Annotated in this window: 17 protein-coding genes and 1 pseudogene; 7 read left to right on the top strand and 11 right to left on the bottom strand. The window is 56.5% G+C overall.

Annotated features, from left to right (window positions below):
• Positions 1–87: 87 nt before the first annotated feature.
• Entirely contained in the window at positions 88–465 is a 378-nt protein-coding gene (locus DEO48_RS17690; protein ID WP_301538619.1) for a hypothetical protein, read from the bottom strand.
• Positions 426–605: pseudogene (locus tag DEO48_RS27345) on the bottom strand (hypothetical protein); the annotation flags it as partial. The gene DEO48_RS17690 and the pseudogene DEO48_RS27345, both read right to left, overlap by 40 nt.
• A gap of 838 nt (positions 606–1,443) precedes the next feature.
• On the opposite strand from DEO48_RS27345, the gene DEO48_RS17685 reads away from it, so the two are divergent.
• Positions 1,444–3,063 carry an ABC-F family ATP-binding cassette domain-containing protein gene (locus DEO48_RS17685; protein ID WP_109845853.1) on the top strand — a complete coding sequence of 540 codons (1,620 nt, stop codon included), beginning with the start codon at positions 1,444–1,446 and terminating at the stop codon, positions 3,061–3,063.
• 39 nt (positions 3,064–3,102) lie between these two features.
• Here the strand turns inward: DEO48_RS17685 and DEO48_RS17680 are convergent, their stop codons facing one another.
• Positions 3,103–3,390: an HTH-type transcriptional regulator gene (locus DEO48_RS17680; protein ID WP_008502755.1), complete on the bottom strand. Its 288-nt coding sequence runs from the start codon at positions 3,388–3,390 to the stop codon at positions 3,103–3,105.
• Positions 3,391–3,721: 331 nt separating this feature from the next.
• On the opposite strand from DEO48_RS17680, the gene DEO48_RS17675 reads away from it, so the two are divergent.
• Entirely contained in the window at positions 3,722–4,432 is a 711-nt protein-coding gene (locus tag DEO48_RS17675) for a DUF3053 domain-containing protein (protein WP_023309949.1), read from the top strand.
• Positions 4,433–4,678: 246 nt separating this feature from the next.
• Complete coding sequence (cspA, locus tag DEO48_RS17670) at positions 4,679–4,891, top strand: RNA chaperone/antiterminator CspA (RefSeq protein ID WP_003860775.1); 213 nt, start codon at positions 4,679–4,681, stop codon at positions 4,889–4,891.
• 58 nt (positions 4,892–4,949) lie between these two features.
• Here cspA and ghrB read toward each other — a convergent pair whose 3' ends face one another.
• The 6 genes from ghrB to DEO48_RS17640 form a co-directional block, all read right to left on the bottom strand.
• Entirely contained in the window at positions 4,950–5,924 is a 975-nt protein-coding gene (gene ghrB, locus DEO48_RS17665; RefSeq protein WP_109845852.1) for a glyoxylate/hydroxypyruvate reductase GhrB, read from the bottom strand.
• Between the two features lie 26 nt (positions 5,925–5,950).
• On the bottom strand, positions 5,951–7,231 hold the full coding sequence (locus DEO48_RS17660) for an MFS transporter (protein WP_023309951.1): 1,281 nt from the start codon (positions 7,229–7,231) through the stop codon (positions 5,951–5,953).
• 117 nt (positions 7,232–7,348) lie between these two features.
• Positions 7,349–8,287: a sugar kinase gene (locus tag DEO48_RS17655; RefSeq protein ID WP_109845851.1), complete on the bottom strand. Its 939-nt coding sequence runs from the start codon at positions 8,285–8,287 to the stop codon at positions 7,349–7,351.
• A 3-nt stretch (positions 8,288–8,290) separates the two neighbouring features.
• Complete coding sequence (locus DEO48_RS17650; RefSeq protein WP_109845850.1) at positions 8,291–9,040, bottom strand: sugar phosphate isomerase/epimerase; 750 nt, start codon at positions 9,038–9,040, stop codon at positions 8,291–8,293.
• A gap of 103 nt (positions 9,041–9,143) precedes the next feature.
• Entirely contained in the window at positions 9,144–10,160 is a 1,017-nt protein-coding gene (locus tag DEO48_RS17645; protein ID WP_109845849.1) for a LacI family DNA-binding transcriptional regulator, read from the bottom strand.
• Between the two features lie 180 nt (positions 10,161–10,340).
• Positions 10,341–11,003, bottom strand: a complete 663-nt coding sequence (locus DEO48_RS17640) for an OmpA family lipoprotein (protein WP_109845848.1) — start codon at positions 11,001–11,003, stop codon at positions 10,341–10,343.
• 211 nt (positions 11,004–11,214) lie between these two features.
• Here DEO48_RS17640 and DEO48_RS17635 point away from each other — a divergent pair, with 211 nt between their 5' ends.
• Positions 11,215–13,494, top strand: coding sequence for a molybdopterin guanine dinucleotide-containing S/N-oxide reductase (locus tag DEO48_RS17635; RefSeq protein ID WP_258306117.1), 2,280 nt, complete (start codon positions 11,215–11,217; stop codon positions 13,492–13,494).
• Here the strand turns inward: DEO48_RS17635 and DEO48_RS17630 are convergent.
• Positions 13,457–13,903 carry an N-acetyltransferase gene (locus tag DEO48_RS17630; protein ID WP_063442047.1) on the bottom strand — a complete coding sequence of 149 codons (447 nt, stop codon included), beginning with the start codon at positions 13,901–13,903 and terminating at the stop codon, positions 13,457–13,459. The two genes, DEO48_RS17635 and DEO48_RS17630, sit on opposite strands and share 38 nt — an antisense overlap.
• Positions 13,881–14,462 (bottom strand): DNA-3-methyladenine glycosylase I, encoded by a 582-nt coding sequence (tag, locus tag DEO48_RS17625; RefSeq protein ID WP_024909083.1) that lies wholly within the window; start codon positions 14,460–14,462, stop codon positions 13,881–13,883. Before tag ends, DEO48_RS17630 begins: the two co-directional genes overlap by 23 nt.
• Positions 14,463–14,615: 153 nt before the next feature.
• Here tag and DEO48_RS17620 point away from each other — a divergent pair, with 153 nt between their 5' ends.
• The 3 genes from DEO48_RS17620 (at position 14,616) to eptB (ending at position 18,689) form a co-directional block, all read left to right on the top strand.
• Complete coding sequence (locus DEO48_RS17620) at positions 14,616–15,314, top strand: autotransporter domain-containing protein (RefSeq protein WP_109845846.1); 699 nt, start codon at positions 14,616–14,618, stop codon at positions 15,312–15,314.
• Between the two features lie 238 nt (positions 15,315–15,552).
• Positions 15,553–16,755, top strand: a complete 1,203-nt coding sequence (locus DEO48_RS17615) for an MFS transporter (protein ID WP_109845845.1) — start codon at positions 15,553–15,555, stop codon at positions 16,753–16,755.
• A gap of 239 nt (positions 16,756–16,994) precedes the next feature.
• Positions 16,995–18,689, top strand: coding sequence for a kdo(2)-lipid A phosphoethanolamine 7''-transferase (gene eptB / locus DEO48_RS17610; protein WP_109845844.1), 1,695 nt, complete (start codon positions 16,995–16,997; stop codon positions 18,687–18,689).
• Positions 18,690–18,779 lie beyond the last annotated feature (90 nt).

The raw sequence follows: 18,779 nt of genomic DNA, 5'->3' as shown, positions 1-18,779 counted from the left end.
CGCTGTTACAAATGCTAAAAACCCGCTTCGGCGGGTTTTTTTATGGGTCTTTTGTAGGCCGGATGAGCGCAGCGCCATCCGGCAGGTTTAGCCGATCGCGATTGTGCCTTCGTCTGTCTGCAGCCAGCGCGGTGCCTTCAGCGTATCGGCAAAGTAGCTGACCAGCTCGCACAGCAAATCTTCCATAACGATTTCAGATTGTCGCGGCAGTGAGCCGTTCATCAGCATCTGCGTAAGCTCCTGACAGTAGCGCCCCAGCTGATCGCATTCGGGTTCGAAAGCCGGAACGCGTGACGGGAGTTCCTTCACGGTCAGGCTGGCTTTTAAAGCGTCCGGAACAGGTTCCAGAAGCGTGGGTTGCAGAAGATTCAGACAGGCATAAAGTCTGCCGTAAAGCGCCATTTTTGGGGCGGGTTCTTCGCAATCTACCAGTGCGTCGGTAAAACGTTCGCAGTTATCCGCCAGTTCGGTGAAGTCGGTGGCGTGGTTGAAGGGCAGGGTGAATAAAGAATGAGCTTGGGTTGGGGTAGTAGCCATATTGGCAGCCTCCGATAAGTGATAAAGCTTCCACCACCGGAAATGCTAACTTCGCTGGTGGTGGACTGAACAGAGTTAGCATTACCGGCCTTATCGGATACCGGCGCATCTTTCGATGCCCCTGCTCAGCCCACCATTGAGATGTAGCAAAGCATGCTGCACATAATGTGCCGCCGATAAGATAAGCCAGGATGCTAAACCCGGCACCTGATTTTGCAGGTGCAAAGAGAACTTACTGCTCATCAAAACAGGCGGCAATAGATTTGAGCTATGCAACTGAGGATATTACCATTTCTGGAAAGAGACTCGCAAAATTACCGCAATGAAAAGCATACTGCGGGCAGAGGTCTTACAGCGACGCTATGGTCCGGCTGTAAATCGCTGAGGCGTTTCCTGCAGGCCGGGGCGAGGCGCATGGATGCGCCGAGAGGGCGGGCTTTACATGGATGTTACCTCCGCCCGTCCCCGATAAGCCGGAAGGAATAAGCCGAAGGTACCGCGTAGCGGCGATTTACCGCCGGGAGCCCGGGTAGCCAGGGTGGTGGCGACTGAGCCACCCTGGCACGTTCACGGGTATTGTCTTTACAGAGTAGCAAGGAACATAAAGTGAACGGAATGACTACCAGAGCCGTATGCTTCCCCACACCCCAGCCCTCTCCCTCAAGGGAGAGGGGCCGTCAGTGCAGACAATATTTGGTGGGGATCCCTCAGCCCAAAGGGAGAGGGAGTACAATTCGACCAAAATTTAACCTTGAAACCGTCAACGCATTACCGCTATCCTTAACGTGTTAACTTTCTCGCGCTGGAGCGCCCCCCAAAAATGAACAAACACGACTGATGAATTTCGATCCTTGCTAAACGCCACCGCGTCGGCAGGGGATGTTTTGATTTCATTCAGGAGTGCTTATGGCTCATTTTGCGCAGTCCCCTTCTTTTATTTTGCATCAGGTCACCTGTCAGTTTCCGACGGGCGATACCCTTTTTGGTCCGCTGAATCTCACGCTCGAACCCTCCCTGTGCGCGCTGGTTGGCCGCAACGGCAGCGGGAAAACGCGTCTGCTGCGTCTGCTGGCGGGGCTGGATGAACCGGCTTCCGGTCATATTGAACGCTTTGGCTCGCATGCCTGGGTGGCGCAGCAGCACCTCATTTCGCCGCAGACGACGCTTGCTGAACTGCTCGGGTATGACGCGATTTTTGCGGCGCGTAAGCGCATCGACAGCGGCGATTACCAGCCTGACGATCTGGACATGCTCGACGGCCACTGGGATGTTGCCGAGCGCCTGAGCGAGGCGTTTATCAATGCGCAGCTCCCACCGTTTGATCCGGATAAACCCGCCGGCGAACTCAGCGGCGGCGAGCGCATTCGCGCCCTGCTGTGCGGGGCGTTTACGGCTGAGGCGGATTTCATGCTGCTGGACGAGCCCACTAACCATCTGGACCGACAGGGCCGGGCGTGGTTCTACGACCAGCTCCACCGTTTTCAGGGCGGCGTGCTGGTAGCCTCCCATGACCGCGAACTTCTGGAGCAGGTGCCGCGTATCCTTGAGCTGAGCGCCTCGGATCTGCGCAGCTACGGCGGGAATTATGCGGATTATCAAACCCAGCGCGATGCCGAACAGCAGGCGGCCCGCGCGGCGCTGGAACATGCGGCAACCGAGCGCAAACGCACCCGGGTACGCATGCAAAAAGAGCATGACGATAGCCAGCGGCGTTCGGCAAAGACATTGCGCACCGTCGATACCCTGAATATCGCGTCGTTCGAGCGGGTCAAATATAAAGGCGCGGCAAAGGAGCGGATCGGCTCCTGGAAAAAACAGCACAGCGAGCAAAATGAAGCCCTGAACGCCGCGGTAAATAAGGCGCGTGAACGCGTTGAGGAAGATAACCCGGTAATGTTCACCCTGCCGGGGAGTCAGATCCCGGAGGGGAAGCAGGTGCTGGTGCTGGAGGAACTGGTGCTGCCGCATGTGCCTGTTCCTCCGCTCAACTTGCGAATGGACGGACCGATGCGCGTGGCGTTAAAGGGACCGAACGGCTGCGGCAAATCGACGCTGTTAAAAATCCTCCTCGGCGAGATTACTCCCCGTTCGGGTACCTGTAGGGTTTCAGTCAGCTGTGCTTATCTCGACCAGCATCTTACCCGGCTCGATCTTTCGCAGTCGGTCATGACGCATCTCAACCTGAGTCATACGCCTCTGGACGAGGGGGTATTGCGAACCCGTCTGGCACAGCTTCAACTGGGTGCCGACAAAGTTACGCTTCCGCTGGCGGAGCTGAGCGGCGGAGAGCGTCTTAAGGCCGCCCTGGCCTGCGTGCTTTGGCGCGCGGAGGCCACGCAGCTTCTGCTGCTGGATGAACCGACCAACCATCTGGATTTGGCCTCGGTCCAGGCCATTGAAGCGGCGCTGGCCGGTTTCCCTGGAGCTCTGCTGGTGGTATCACACGACGAGGCTTTTTTAAGAGGCTTAACGTTAACGCATGAGTGGGTATGGGAAGAGGTGGGCTGGCGTTGCGAGAGCCTTTAAAACACAAGCCCCCGCAGAGGCGGGGGCATTCAATCTTCACTACGCTATCTGTTTGCTGAGTGCAGGGTTGGCCTGAATCAGGCGCATCAGCCTTAACTCGGTTGGGGTGGGTTTCTCACGTTTTGACTCCCACTCCTGCACCATAGCCACGCTGACACCCATCGCTCTGGCGAATTCTTCGGTTTTCAGTCCTGTCCCTTTGCGCAATTGCTCATATTCTGTAAAGGGATTGGATTTTTGTTGCAGGGTAATCGTCTGCGGTACGTCTTTAAAAATGATCTGTTCCAGACTGCTCAGCAGCTCAAACTCAGGATCTTTATATTCCATTGAGGACTCCTCTTAAATCTCACATCGTGATCAAGAACATCAGAGAGCCAGTTAAGAATAGTCCCTAATACGAACCCAGGATCGTCACGGGTGTGATTAATCGTGCGATAACGATCGCTTTACCCGATTCAGCGATATGGATAGTTATGCTAATTACCTGATTACTCATATGTCGGCTTCGGCAGGTATTTTTTTGTAAATGGTAAGAAATAAATCGGCAATAGCCGTTTTGCATGAAAAGAGTATCTTGCAAGGCTGACCTGGACTATCCTTGTCAGCGTCGGGCACGCGTGTGCCGGTGTGCGCTTTTTTGGGTGAAAGGAGTAATAAAATGGCGACAGGAAAGTCCTGCTCTCGCTGGTTTGCGCCTATTGCGGCGTTGTTGATGGTTGTTAGCCTGAGTGGGTGTTTTGATAAAGAAGGCGATCAGCGCAAAGCGTTTATCGATTTTCTGCAGAATACAGTGATGCGCAGCGGCGAGCGGTTGCCGACGCTGACTGCGGATCAGAAAAAACAGTTTGGCCCCTTCGTGTCCGATTACGCCATTCTTTATGGTTATTCACAGCAGGTGAGCCAGGCGATGGATTCCGGTATCCGCCCGGTAGTGGATAGCGTGAACGCCATTCGCGTTCCGCAGGATTATATGACGCAGCGTGAACCGCTTCGCCAGTCCAACGGTGCGCTTGGCGTGCTGAGCCAGCAGTTGCAGAATGCGAAAATGCAGGCTGATGCGTCACGTTCTGCGCTGAAGCAGGGTGACGATCTCAAACCTGTCTTCGACAAAGTGTACGAGAAAGTGGTGACGAAACCGTCTGAAGCGCTGCAACCGCTGATTCCGGCCGCGCAAATCTTCACGCAGCAGCTGGTTCAGGTGGGCGACTTTATTGCCCAGCAGGATACTCAGGTGAGCTTCGTTGCCAACGGCATTCAGTTCCCGACCTCGCAGCAGGCAAGCCAGTACAATACGCTGATTGGGCCGCTGGCCTCCCAGCATCAGGCCTTTAGCCAGGCCTGGAGTGCCGCCGTCACGGCCACAGAATAAACCGAAAAAACCCCGCTTCCGGCGGGGTTTTTTATGCTTATGGAAAATAACGCTTGTCATTCTTCTACCACATCGGTATAACTATCCCCGTCGGTTTGTTACACAGACCTAAAGCAGTTTAGTAAAGCAGTCCAGATTGTTATCCATAGATACCCTTCGTTGTGACCCTTCCTTCATCGCTTAAAAATCTGTAACGCAATCCATCAAGCCGGAAGGCTCAATATATTTGTTAATAAGGTAATTTCTATGTCTGCTAAAATGACTGGTCTGGTAAAATGGTTCAACGCTGATAAAGGTTTCGGCTTCATCACTCCTGACGATGGCTCTAAAGACGTGTTCGTACACTTCTCTGCTATCCAGAACGATGGCTACAAATCTCTGGACGAAGGTCAGAAAGTTTCCTTCACCATCGAAAGTGGCGCTAAAGGCCCAGCAGCTGGTAACGTTGTAAGCCTGTAAGCTTCCAACCCAGTAGCACAAAATTCAAAAACCCGCCTTCTGGCGGGTTTTTTCGTTTCTATCGTTGCACCTGCGGGTTCACGCAGTTTATCTCCACCTTTCCGCTTAGGGCGGCGATAAGGTTATCGACCGCAGTGGCCGCCATGTTGTAGCGCGTCTCATGGGTGGCTGAGCCGATGTGGGGCAGGGCGACGACGTTTGGCATTGCCAGCAGCGGGGAATCCACCGGCAGCGGTTCCTGTTCAAATACGTCCAGACCTGCGGCATGGATCTCACCGTTCTGCAGAGCTTCAATCAGCGCCTTCTCATCCACCACCGGGCCGCGACCCGCGTTGATGAAAATGGCGGATTTCTTCATTTTTTCAAATGCGGATTTGCCAATCAGATGACGCGTTTCGTCCGTCAGCGGCAGAACCAGACAAACAAAGTCGGCTTCCTCCAGCAGGGTATCCAGCTCGCAGTAGCGGGCGTTGAAGCGTTCATCGGCTTCACTGTGATGGCGACGCGCGTTATACAGAATCGGCATGTTAAAACCAAAATGCGCGCGCTGCGCCAGTGCTAGCCCAATGCGCCCCATGCCAACAATGCCCAGCGTTTTGCCGTTAACGTCCACGCCGAACCAGTCCGGTCCAATGCTTTTTGTCCATTCGCCCGCTTTGACGCGCTCGGCTACTTCCACCACGCGACGTGCCGTGGTGAGTACCAGCGCCATCAGCGTATCGGCCACGGTTTCCGTCAGGGCATGTGGCGTATGCATCAGCAGGATCTTGCGGGCGTTAAGGGCATCCACATCGAAATTGTCGTAACCCACGGAAACGGTAGAGGTAGCACGAAGCTTCGGCATTTTCTCCAGCAGGGCGGCATCCACTTTCTCGCTTGAACCCAGCAGGCCTTCGGCGCTGGCGAACGCTTCGGCGTGCTGCGCCACGGTTTCCGGGCTCAGGTTCTTCACCTGCGTGACGGTGAAGTGTTCTTCAAGGCGTTTCTGCAGATCTTCCGGCAGCGCTTTGTACAAAATGACGGACGGCTTCATGCTAATCTCCGTTGATTTTTAAGGATTCAGGCGTGGCGTGCGCCGACAGGGTGTTGTTGATTATTAGCAGGCTTAACAATCAGAGTAAGCCACACGGAGGCGAAAAGCGCCACCCCCATAAAGATGTACGATGCGGACGGGCTGCCGGTGGCACCGTTCAGGTAGCCGACGAACCATGAGCCGCAGAACGACCCCAGCGCACCCATGCTGTTAATCAGCGCCATCGCGCCACCCGCGACGTTACGCGGCAGCATTTCCGGGATGATGGCAAAGAATGGACCATACGGGGCATACATGGCGGCACCGGCGACCACCAGCAGGGTATAAGAGGCCCAGAAGTGATTTGCACCCACGGCCCACGAGCCGATAAAGGCAAAAGCAGCGATCAGCAGCAGCGGCCAGACAAACAATTTTCGGTTCTGCAGCTTGTCCGACGCCCAGGAGACGACGATCATGGCGATGGTCGCGGCCAGATACGGTACGGAAGAGAGCCAGCCCACTTCTACCATGCCGAGGTTCTCGCCGCCGCTGCGGATAATCGACGGCAGCCACAGCACAAAACCGTACACGCCAATGCTCCAGGTAAAATACTGCGCGCAGAGCAGGATCACGTTGCGCGAGCGGAAGGCTTCACCGTAGTTGCGTACCGCCTTCAGACCTTGCTGTTCTTTATCCAGCTGCGCCTGCAGCGCCGCTTTTTCGTCTTCGGAAAGCCATTTCGCCTGGGCAGGTTTATCCTTCACCAGCACCCACCAGCAGAATGCCCAGATCACTGCCGGAACCCCTTCGATGATAAACATCTCGCGCCAGCCGAAGGACTGGATCAGGTAGCCAGACACCACCGACATCCACAGTACCGTGACCGGGTTACCGAGGATCAGGAAGGTATTCGCGCGCGAGCGTTCAGATTTGGTAAACCAGTTGCTGATGTAGATCAGCATTGCCGGCATGACCGCCGCCTCAACGACGCCGAGGATAAAGCGAATGGCGGCCAGGGCAGGAATATTGTTCACCACGCCGGTCAGTGACGCGCAGGCGCCCCACAGGATCAGACAGACGAAGATCAGCTTACGCACGCTGCGGCGTTCCGCATAAATCGCGCCGGGGATCTGGAAGAAGAAGTAGCCCAGGAAGAAAAGGGCACCCAGCAGGGAGGAGATACCTTTGGTGATCCCAAGGTCCTCTGTGATCCCCGCCGCGGACGCGAAGCTGAAGTTGGCACGGTCAAGGTACGCCAGGCTGTACGTGATAAACACGATTGGCATGATGTACCACCAGCGTTTTACTGCATTGGTCGAACTGTTCATAGGCTTGCCTCTGTTGTTGAGGTTGTTACCGCCGTTGTCTGTAGGGTACACGGTGGCTTAATTATTTGGTGCGGCTTGCTGCCCTCACCCTGGTCCTCTCCCACAGGGAGAGGGAAGTTAAACGCCGAGCTCTGCTCGCGTGGGTAATCCTTCGCTGTCGCCCTGCACCTGAATGGCCAGCGAGCCAATCTTGTTGCCCCGCGCCACGGCCTGCGGCAGCGTTTTGCCTTCCAGCAGGGCGCTAATCACGCCCACGGCAAAACCGTCGCCCGCGCCGACGGTGTCGACAACGTTCTCAACCTTCACCGCCGCGACCGCGCCCTGTTGGCCGTCAGCCGTCTTGAACCATGCGCCATCGGCACCGGTCTTCAGCACCACCGCTTTTACCCCTTTATTCAGGTAGAAATCGGCAATGCCTTCCGGCGTGCTTTCTCCGGTCAGGATCATCCCTTCTTTCAGGCCCGGCAGAACCCAGTCCGCCTGGAACGCCAGACGGTTAAGCTTCTCGACCATTTCCGCTTCGCTTTTCCACAGCACCGGACGCAGGTTCGGATCGAAAGAGATTGTTTTTCCCTGGGCTTTCAGAGTGGCTGCCGCGTGATCCAGCAGCTCATACGAGCTGGCGGACAGCGCTGCCGCCACGCCGCTCAGGTGCAGATGGCGCGCGGAGGCGAAATAGTCGGCGTGGTAATCCGCCACTGAGAGGTGGCTTGCGGCCGATCCCTTACGGAAATACTCCACGATGGGATCGGTTCCATTTTCGACCTTAGATTTAAGCTGAAAGCCGGTCGGGAAGCGTCCGTCGAGAGTGACGCCGGCGGCATCAATACCCTCTTTTTTCAGCGAATCGAGAACGAAATGGCCAAAGCTGTCATCCCCCACGCGGCTGACCCAGCCCACGTTCAGGCCGAGACGCGCCAGGCCGGTTGCGACGTTCAGCTCTGCGCCCGCCACGCGTTTGATAAAGTGCTCTACCGCGCTCAGTTCGCCCGTTTCAGTGGCGACAAACATTGCCATGGCTTCGCCAATCGTGATGACATCCAGCGTCTTGTGCATGGTTTACTCCTCGCGCAGCAGGTTGACGTAATGGCGGGTAACGGCGGTTAAATCCGTCCCTTCCAGCGGGAACTCGATACCGCGCGGGGCATCGGCAGGCAGCTGGCCGAGCAGATCCAGCCAGCGCGCATCGGCGTGGTCCGGCGCCACGGCGCGGAAGTTATCTTTGTGCGGCACGACGGCTTTCACGTGGATATAGCTCACCGCAGGGGCCAGATGACGCGCGGCCTCTTCAGGAGAATCGCCAACCCACAGCCAGTTGCCCATATCGAAGGTCAGCGTGACGGGTAAGGCCATTTCCCGGCAGGCGGTCTGGAAGCGCTGCATCGGCGCGAGCTGTCCGCAGTCGGTCTGATCGTTCTCCACGACCAGCGCCATGCCGCTTGCGTTCAGCAGGATACGCAGGGCGTCGAGAGGCTGCGCGTCGCGGAAATGGCCCAGGGAAACCTTCAGCCACAGGGCGTTCAGGGTGCTGGCCTCAGAGAGATAGCGGGTCAGGTCCGGGTTGAGGGTGCCGTCAGGCATAAACAGGGCGGCGGGGGCGGAGTAGCACGCCAGCAGGCCGAGCAGCTCAATGGATTCTCCCAGCGCAGGCAGCGCCAGCAGCTCTTCGCTGTTGAACAATTCCCGGCGGATCTCCACGCCGTCTGCCCCTGCGCCTGCAATCACGGGAAGCATTGCCCGCTGACCGCCCGCCTGTCGCACCTGTTCCGCACCGTACGCGGCGGTGACCACCATAATTTTCCTGCCCATCTTCGGACTCCATCGCAACATATCAATACTATTACGCTAGATGGAACCGGTTCCAAAGAAAAGGTCAGGATGTTGAATTTATGATCGGTATCACAAGGGAAAATTAACGCGCCGTGGAGCCGCGAACGATCAGCTCGCCGGAGAAGACCTGCTCGCGAACGGCATCGCTGGTGCCTTCAATGCGACGAACTACTTGTTCAACAGCAGCATAGCCAATCTGCCAGGTGGGTTGTTTAAGGGTAGTAATGCCGACGCCCGCCAGCTCCGCCCACTCCAGTTCATCAAACCCCAGCAGACCGATATCGCTGCCCCAGTGCAGGCCAATGCGCTTGAGCGAGCGGGCGACCTGAAGCGTAAGCGCCCCGTTGGCGGAGATAACGGCTTTGCGCATGCCGCGATGGCGCGTGTGGAACTGGCGCAGGGTGTTATCGAGCTGGCCAGCTTCGTGAAGCGGCGTTTCGGCATTTTCGGCGATCACGCCGGGATATCGCTCCAGCGTGGTGCGAAATGCGCTCAGGCGCTCGCGACGGGTATTGACCATCCCTAACGGTTCACTCAGAAACAGAATGGCCTCGAAGCCCTGTTCGATCAGATGTTCGGTGGCGGTAGTGGCTGCCTGGGTGTTATCCAGACCGACCACATCGCAGGCAAATTCCGGGATTTTACGGTCGATGAGGACCATAGGCAGAGAGGACTGCTGCAGGCGGTTTAAACCCTCTTCCCGCATGCCCACCGCGTTCACCACAATCCCTTCGACCTGATAGCTGCGCAGCAGATCGAGGTAATGCAGCTCCTGGTCAACTTCGTTGTTGGTATTACAGACCAGCGGCGTGAACCCCTTCTCGCGACAGGCGGCTTCAATACCGCTGAGGACGTTAACGGAATAGGGGTTGGTGATATCGGCGATGATAAGCCCGATAAGGCGGGTGCGGCCGCGTTTGAGCCCGCGCGCCATGAGGCTGGGACGGTAGTCGAGATCGGCAATGGCCTGTTCAATACGCGCCAGCAATGCGTCGGACAGCAGGTGTTTCTCGCCGTTTAGGTAGCGCGAAATGCTGGTTTTACCGGTTTTGGCGGCTTTCGCCACGTCGCTGATGGTGGCCCGGGCTGGTTTGCTCATCGCTGATTTCCCTGAATTTAGTGAGAATACCTTAGCGGGAAAATCAGACGAATCAAGTAATTTGCCCGGTGGCGCTGCGCTTACCGGAGGTTGCGGTCTGGTGCCCTCACCCCAGCCCTCTCCCACGGGAGAGGGTGCAACCACTAAAAACGGCAACGAGCGTTGCCGTTTTGCTTTTACCTACTGAATTGGGCTTAACGTAATCTCAACGCGGCGGTTCTGCGCTTTGCCTTCCGCCGTGCTGTTGCTGGCGATAGGGTTGGCAGGGCCCATGCCGCTGGTGCGGATACGGTTCGCTTCAACACCCTGGGTAATCAGCGAGCTGGCCACGGAATCGGCACGCTGCTGGGACAGACGCATGTTCAGATCCTGGCTGCCGGTGCTGTCGGTATAGCCCATCACGTTAACGGCGGTTTTATTGTACTCTTTCAGCACCATCGCCACGCCGGTCAGGGTGTTTGCGCCTGCTGGTTTCAGCGTTGCGCTGCTACTGTCGAAGGTCACGTTGTTCGGCATATTCAGGATGATGTTATCGCCGCTGCGCGTCACGCTCACGCCGGTTCCCTTCATTTTGTCGCGCAGCTTCGCTTCCTGCACGTCCATGTAATAGCCTACGCCGCCACCCAGTGCCGCGCCCGCCGCTGCGCCAATCAGCGCGCCTTTACCGCGGTCTTTCTTGGAGGAGGAGAGCGCCCCAACGCCTGCGCCGACCAGCGAGCCGATGCCCGCGCCAATGCCGGATTTACCCGCTTCACGCTCACCGGTGTAAGGGTTGGTTGTGCAGCCAGAAACAGCCAGGGCACCGCTCACCAGAGCGGCAATAACGAGTACGCGTTTTTTCATCTTCTTTCCTTAATCCTTTTTATTCTTTGCCACGGCGAGCGTGGCAGTTGATTATGACGTCCAGATACGGAGAAAATTCCGGGTATAACTCTGAAATTTGTGACAAACCATAAACTGCCTCAGAAAGAAGGCCGTAAACCTGCACGCAACCAGGAGCGCACGCTTGAGCACCTCAACGAAAACCATTCTGACCGCCGCCCACTGGGGGCCGATGCTGGTCGAAACCGATGGCGAAAATGTTCTGTCGTCCCGCGGGGCACTGCCAACCCAACATCCCAACTCGTTACAGACCGTCGTTCGCGATCAGGTACACAGCAAAACGCGCGTGCGCTGGCCGATGGTGCGTAAAGGTTTTCTGGCCTCGCCGGATAAGCCACAGGGGATTCGCGGTCAGGATGAGTTTGTTCGCGTGAGCTGGGATGACGCGCTGGCGCTGATCCACGCCCAGCACAAACGCATTCGCGACAGCTACGGCCCGTCGTCCATTTTCGCCGGGTCGTACGGCTGGCGTTCTAACGGCGTGCTGCACAAGGCCTCGACGCTGCTGCAGCGTTACATGAGCCTGGCGGGAGGCTATACCGGCCATCTGGGGGATTACTCCACCGGCGCGGCGCAGGCGATCATGCCGTACGTCGTGGGGGGGAACGAAGTGTACCAGCAGCAGACCAGCTGGCCGCTGGTGCTGGTACATACCGACGTGGTGGTGCTCTGGAGCGCTAACCCCCTCAACACGCTGAAAATTGCCTGGAACGCCAGCGACGAGCAGGGCATCGGGTATTTCGACGCGCTGCGCAAAAGCGGCAAGCGCATCATCTGCATTGACCCGATGCGCTCTGAAACCATGGATTTCTTCGGTGACAGCGCAGAGTGGATTGCCCCCCATATGGGCACCGACGTGGCGATGATGTTGGGGATTGCCCATACGCTGGTCGAAAACGGCTGGCACGATGTTGAATTCCTGACGCGCTGTACCACCGGCTTCGATAAATTCGCCGACTACCTGACGGGCAAAACCGACGGGGTTGCTAAAACGGCAGAGTGGGCAGCAGAGATTTGCGGCGTTCCGGCGGAAAAACTCCGCGAACTGGCGGCGTTGTTCTATAAAAATACCACGATGTTAATGTCCGGCTGGGGAATGCAGCGTCAGCAGTTTGGCGAGCAAAAACACTGGATGCTGGTAACGCTTGCCGCGATGCTTGGGCAGATCGGCACGCCGGGCGGCGGTTGTGGTCTCTCCTATCACTTTGCTAACGGCGGTAACCCGACGCGTAAAGCGGCGGTGCTGGCGTCTCTGCAAGGCTCGGTGCAGGGCGGCGTGGACGCCGTGGATAAAATCCCGGTGGCGCGTATTGTTGAAGCCCTGGAAAACCCCGGCGGTTTTTATCAGCACAACGGTCTGGACCGCCACTTCCCGGACATTAAATTTGTCTGGTGGGCGGGCGGATCGAACTTCACGCACCATCAGGATACCAACCGCCTGATCCGCGCCTGGCAAAAGCCGGAGCTGGTGGTGATTTCCGAGTGCTTCTGGACCGGTTCGGCTAAGCATGCAGATATTGTGCTGCCAGCGACTACCTCGTTTGAGCGTAACGATCTCACCATGACCGGTGACTACAGCAACCAGCATATGGTCCCGATGAAGCGCGTAGTGGCCCCGCGAGATGAAGCACGTGATGATTTTGACGTGTTTGCTGAACTGAGCGAACTATGGGAAGCGGGCGGTCGCGAGCGTTTTACCGAAGGGAAAAGCGATCTGCAATGGCTGGAGACCTTCTACCAGATTGCCGGGCAGCGCGGCGCGGCGCAGGGCGTGACGCTTCCGCCATTCGCTGAGTTTTGGGAGGCGAACCAGATTGTTGAAATGCCGGAGAGCGAGCAGAACGCGCAGTTTGTCCGTTTCGCTGATTTTCGACGCGATCCGGAGAACCATCCGCTGAAAACCGAGAGCGGAAAGATTGTGATCTACAGCGAGCGCATTGCCAGCTTTGGCTATGCTGACTGCCCGCCGCATCCTATGTGGCTCGAACCGGACGAATGGCACGGCAACGCCCGACCGGATCAGCTGCAGGTGTTATCTGCGCATCCCGCGCACCGCCTGCACAGCCAGCTTAACTATACCTCCCTGCGCGAGCAGTATGCGGTCGCCGGGCGAGAGCCGATCACGCTGAATACCCTTGATGCGAAAGCCCGCGGGATCGCGGACGGCGACGTGGTGCGCGTCTGGAACTCGCGCGGGCAGGTGCTGGCAGGGGCGGTGGTGAGCGACGGGATTAAACCGGGCGTGATCTGCATTCATCAGGGCGCCTGGCCCGACCTTGAGCCCGCCGAGGGAGGGATCTGTAAAAACGGGGCGGTTAACGTGCTGACCAAAGATCTCCCCAGCTCGAAGCTGGGGAATGGTTGTGCAGGGAACACGGCGCTGGCCTGGGTAGAGAAATATCAGGGACCCGAGCTTACCTTAACGGCGTTTGATCCGCCTGCCAGCTCATGATCCACGTCGGGTGCTGAGTGTCATCCTGCCAGGCGCTGTCTTCAATGCGAAAGCCCTGAGCATGGTAGAAATTCACCGCCCGCACATTTTTTTGATATACCTCCAGCGTTAAATGCGGGAAGCGCTGTTGAACATGGTTCAGCAGCGCGCGCCCGATGCCTTTCCCTATGCATGATGGTGTGACAAACAGCGCGCCGACAAACTGAGACTGCATCACGCTGATAAATCCGTATGGCTCGCCATCCTGTTCCCAGACCCAGGTTTCCGCCGACGGAAGGTAAACGTCCCGCACCATGGCCTCGTTCTCTTTCCAGTAACCCGGCTCGATAAACGGATGCGCTTCCGTGGTGCTTTCAAGCCATAGGCTCAAAAGCGGCGCGGTATTCTCACTTTGCCATTTGCGGATCATGATGGCCTCCCGGATGACAGAAGCAGCCGGTAACGTGGTCGTTGACCAGGCCACAGGCCTGCATAAAGGCGTAGCAGATGGTGGAGCCGACAAACTTAAAGCCGCGTTTTTTCAGGGCCTTCGAGAGGGCATCCGAGGCCGGGGTAGAGGCCGGGATTTCCGCGAGCGTGGCGGCCTGGGTGACCTGCGGATCGTTGTTCACAAACGTCCAGACAAAATCTGAGAACGATTCGCCGTTTTGTTCCATCGCCAGGTAAGCACGAGCGTTGCCGATGATGGCCTGGATCTTACCGCGATGACGGATGATACCGGCGTCCTGCACCAGGCGTTCCACATCTTCATCGGTCATCGCGGCGACGGCGACAGGATCGAACTGGTGGAAGGCGTTACGGTAGTTTTCGCGTTTCTTCAGTACCGTAATCCATGACAACCCAGCCTGCTGGCCCTCCAGGCAGATCATCTCAAAGAGTTTTTTGCCATCCGTTTCCGGCACGCCCCATTCCCGATCGTGATAGTCGATATAAAGCTGATCCTGGCTCACCCAACCGCAACGTTCCATCCGTCATCTCCCTTATTGATACTGATTTCGCAAAATTTTCTTTCTGACTGGCTTGACGTGTTTACTATAAAGACAATAGTTAATACAGGGCTATAAGCTCTTCCTGAATAACGACAAATATCGCCGAATTCGGCTCTCTCTGGGGTCGCGTTGATGATGATAAAAAAAATCAGTGGTCGCCATGCTGCTTCTGGCCTGGTGGGAATTTCAGCCTGCCTGTTTTTTTGTAATACCGCGTCTGCCTGGCAACAGGAATATATCGTTTCAGACGCCCAAAATAATACGGCGGAACGCTATACATGGGACGCGGATCACCAACCGCGTTATGAGGATATTCTTGCTGAACGTATTCAGTCTTCGCAAAACGCGCCGGGTCTTGCCCTGAATATACCGTCTGGCAGCACGACGGAGGGGGCGATGAGCGTGGGCTGGAATTTTCCGGTTTCAGCGCGTATCACCACCGGTCCGGTAGTGGCGTGGCGGTACGACGGCACGGCTCCCATGATGATCAACGAGTTTGGTGATAGCGCGTCGACGCAGGCAATCACCGACCCGCTCTGGCATGCCAGCGTCAGCACGCTGGGGTGGCGCGTGAATACCCAGTACGGCGATCTTCGTCCGTGGGCGCAGATTAGCTATAACCAGCAGTTTGGTGAAAACCAGTGGAAATCGCAGTTTGGCATGCCGCAAACGCCAGCCCCTGCCCAAAACGGTAGCTGGATGGACGTCACCGTGGGAACGGATATTCCTTTTAATACGCACATGGCGGCCTATGCGTCGCTGGCTCAGGGGGAGCACACCACCACCGGTGAGGAGTTTTTATACACCCTCGGCGTTAGCGCAAATTTCTAGAATTGTTACTTTTTTAAACGTTGCGATAACATCTCGAATACAACAACCACGGGCTTTACAGCGATAGCGGGTACTAACATGCTGTCGCTTTATTCCCGGGCCAGGCCATTCATTCCCGATTCCAGGCATTTCATTCCGTTCCGCCTGCATTTCATGCCGTTTTACCCCAGGCGTATTAAGGTTTTGTTTATCGTTGTCCTCAGCGAACTTCCTTAATTTCTCTTGCAGGACAACTGCCATGAACACATCAACTTATAACCGCACGCGCTGGCTTACGCTCTTTGGCACCATCGTCACCCAGTTTGCGCTGGGGTCGGTCTATACCTGGAGCCTGTTTAACAGCGCGCTTTCCGACAAACTCGGCGCGCCGGTCAGCCAGGTTGCGTTCTCCTTTGGTCTGCTGAGCCTGGGTCTGGCGATTTCGTCTTCCGTCGCGGGCAAGCTGCAGGAGCGTTTTGGCGTGAAGCGTGTGACCATGGCGTCCGGCATTCTGCTGGGGTTGGGCTTTTTCCTGACGGCGCATTCCAGCAGCCTGATGATGCTGTGGCTGAGCGCCGGCGTGCTGGTGGGTCTGGCCGATGGCGCAGGTTACCTGCTGACCCTGTCGAACTGCGTGAAGTGGTTCCCGGAGCGTAAAGGCCTCATCTCCGCGTTCGCCATCGGCTCTTATGGCCTGGGCAGCCTCGGGTTCAAATTTATCGACTCCCATCTGCTGGCGTCCGTTGGCCTCGAAAACACCTTTATGATCTGGGGCGCAATCGTGCTGGTGATGATTCTGTTCGGCGCCACGCTGATGACCGATGCGCCGCAGCAGGAGGTCAAATCCGTTAACGGCGTGGTGGAGAACGACTTCACTCTCGCGCAGTCAATGCGTAAGCCGCAGTACTGGATGCTGGCGGTGATGTTCCTGACTGCCTGCATGAGCGGTCTGTATGTTATCGGCGTGGCGAAGGATATCGCGCAGGGGATGGTGAAGCTGGATGCGGCTACGGCGGCGAATGCGGTGACGGTCATCTCCATAGCCAACCTCTCCGGTCGTCTGGTGCTCGGCATTCTGTCTGACAAAATTGCCCGCATCCGTGTGATTACGATTGGGCAGGTGGTTTCGCTGGTCGGTATGGCGGCGCTGCTGTTCGCTCCGCTGAATGAAGCCACCTTCTTTGCGGCGATTGCCTGCGTGGCCTTTAACTTCGGCGGCACCATTACCGTCTTCCCGTCACTGGTGAGCGAGTTCTTTGGCCTGAACAATCTGGCGAAAAACTACGGCGTTATCTATCTTGGCTTCGGGATCGGCAGTATCTGCGGCTCGCTGATTGCCTCCCTGTTCGGCGGGTTCTACGTGACCTTCTGCGTAATATTTGCCCTGCTGATTATCTCGCTGGCGCTCTCGACCACGATTCGCCAGCCGCAGCGCGAAGTATTCAAGGAAGCGCATGCGTAAGCGGTATGAAAGAGGCCTCCGTGGCCTCTTTTTTCTTTATGCGAGACGCTTCCCGTCTCGATATTTTGTAAAAATTTACACCGATCACACTCTCTGCTGCCACTTTTCTCTCCCGCTGTGGTCTACTTACCGCGCTTGTAGACGTTTCTCATAACGCTTCCTTACGCATTTACTTACTCTGTCCGCTTTCTCTTTGAGATTCGACGGGTCTTTATACCCCTTCCCCCAGGGTTGTTTGCATGAAATACATTAGGTCTCTTACCCAGCAAAGATTGTGTCTGATGCTGGCTGTCTATATCGGATTATTTCTGAATGGCGCGGTACTGTTCAGAAGAGTGGAAGGTTATTTTGAAAACCTTACCGTAAGTAATAGTATTTTTGCCGCCATTGAAGTATTCGGCTCCGTCCTCGCCACCTTCTTCCTCTTACGCCTGCTGTCCCTTTTTGGCCGACGTACCTGGCAAATTTTGGCCTCGCTGGTGGTGATTATTTCCGCCGCCGCAAGCTATTACATGACCTTTATGAACGTGGTCATTGGGTACGGTATCGTTGCTTCGGTGATGACCACGGATATCGACCTCTCGAAAGAGGTGGTAGGGAAAGGCTTTATCGTCTGGACGGTTTTAGCCTGCCTGATACCGCTGTTCTTTATCTGGAGCAATACGTGCCGCTATACGCTGTTACGCCAGCTGCGCACCCGTGGACAGCGGATCCGCAATATCGTCGTCGTCCTGCTGGCCGGTCTGCTGGTGTGGGCGCCAATCCGCCTGATGGAAACGCAGCAAAAACGCGTTGAAAAAGCGACGGGCGTGGATATGCCAAGCTATGGCGGCGTGGTGGCAAACTCGTATTTGCCGTCCAACTGGCTGTCAGCGTTAGGTCTGTATGCCTGGGCGCAGGCGGACGAATCCAGTGATGTGAAGTCGCTGATCAATCCAACGAAACAATTCACCTACCAGCCGCCAGCCGACGGGATTGATGATACGTACGTCGTCTTCGTCATCGGCGAAACGACGCGCTGGGATCATATGGGCATTCTCGGCTATAACCGGGACACCACGCCAAAGCTGGCGCAGGAAAAGAACCTGGTGGCTTACCGTGGCTACTCCTGCGATACTGCAACGAAGCTCTCGCTGCGCTGCATGTTTGTGCGTGAAGGCGGTGCAAGCGATAACCCGCAACGCACGCTGAAAGAGCAGAACGTGTTTGCCGTGCTGAAGCAGCTTGGATTTAGCTCAGACCTGTTCGCCATGCAAAGTGAGATGTGGTTCTACACCAACACGCTGGCAGATAACATCGCGTACCGCGAGCAGATTGGCGCCGAGCCGCGTAACCGCGGCAAAAACGTCGACGACATGCTGCTGCTGGAAGAGATGTCGCAATCCCTCAAGAACCATCCGCAGGGCAAGCATCTGGTTATTCTGCATACCAAAGGGTCGCATTACAGCTACTACCAGCGCTACACGCGTGATTTCGCGAAGTGGCAGCCTGAGTGCGTGGGCATTAATAAAGACTGCAGCAAGCAGGAGCTGATCAACGCCTACGACAACTCGGTGCTGTACGTGGATACCTTCCTGAGCCGGGTGATCGACCAGCTGCGCGATAAAAAAGCGATTGTGATTTACGCGGCAGATCACGGTGAATCCATCAATGAGAAAGAGCATCTGCACGGTACGCCGCGCAAGCTGGCACCGCCGGAACAGTTCCGCGTGCCGATGATCATGTGGATGTCGGATAAGTATCTTGAAAATCCGGAGAAGGCGAAGATGTTTGCTCAGCTGAAAAAAGAGGCGGAGATGAAGGTGCCGCGTCGCCACGTTGAGCTGTACGACACCATTATGGGTTGTCTCGGTTATACCTCACCGAACGGTGGGATTAACGAAAACAACAACTGGTGTAAACTCCCTGATAACAGCGTAAAAGCCGCGCAGTAGCTGCCCTGGCGAGAATATCGCCAGTTGAATGGCTTTTTGAAAATAAGGGATTGACGGGGGCGCACCTCAGCAGTAAGATGCGCTCCGCAT

Origin of the sequence: Enterobacter sp. CGMCC 5087 (assembly GCF_003144775.1) — a bacterium.
Taxonomy (GTDB): domain Bacteria; phylum Pseudomonadota; class Gammaproteobacteria; order Enterobacterales; family Enterobacteriaceae; genus Enterobacter; species Enterobacter cloacae_M.
The sequence above is the reverse complement of the archived record's forward strand: the minus strand, read 5'-3'. Positions and strand labels throughout refer to the sequence as shown.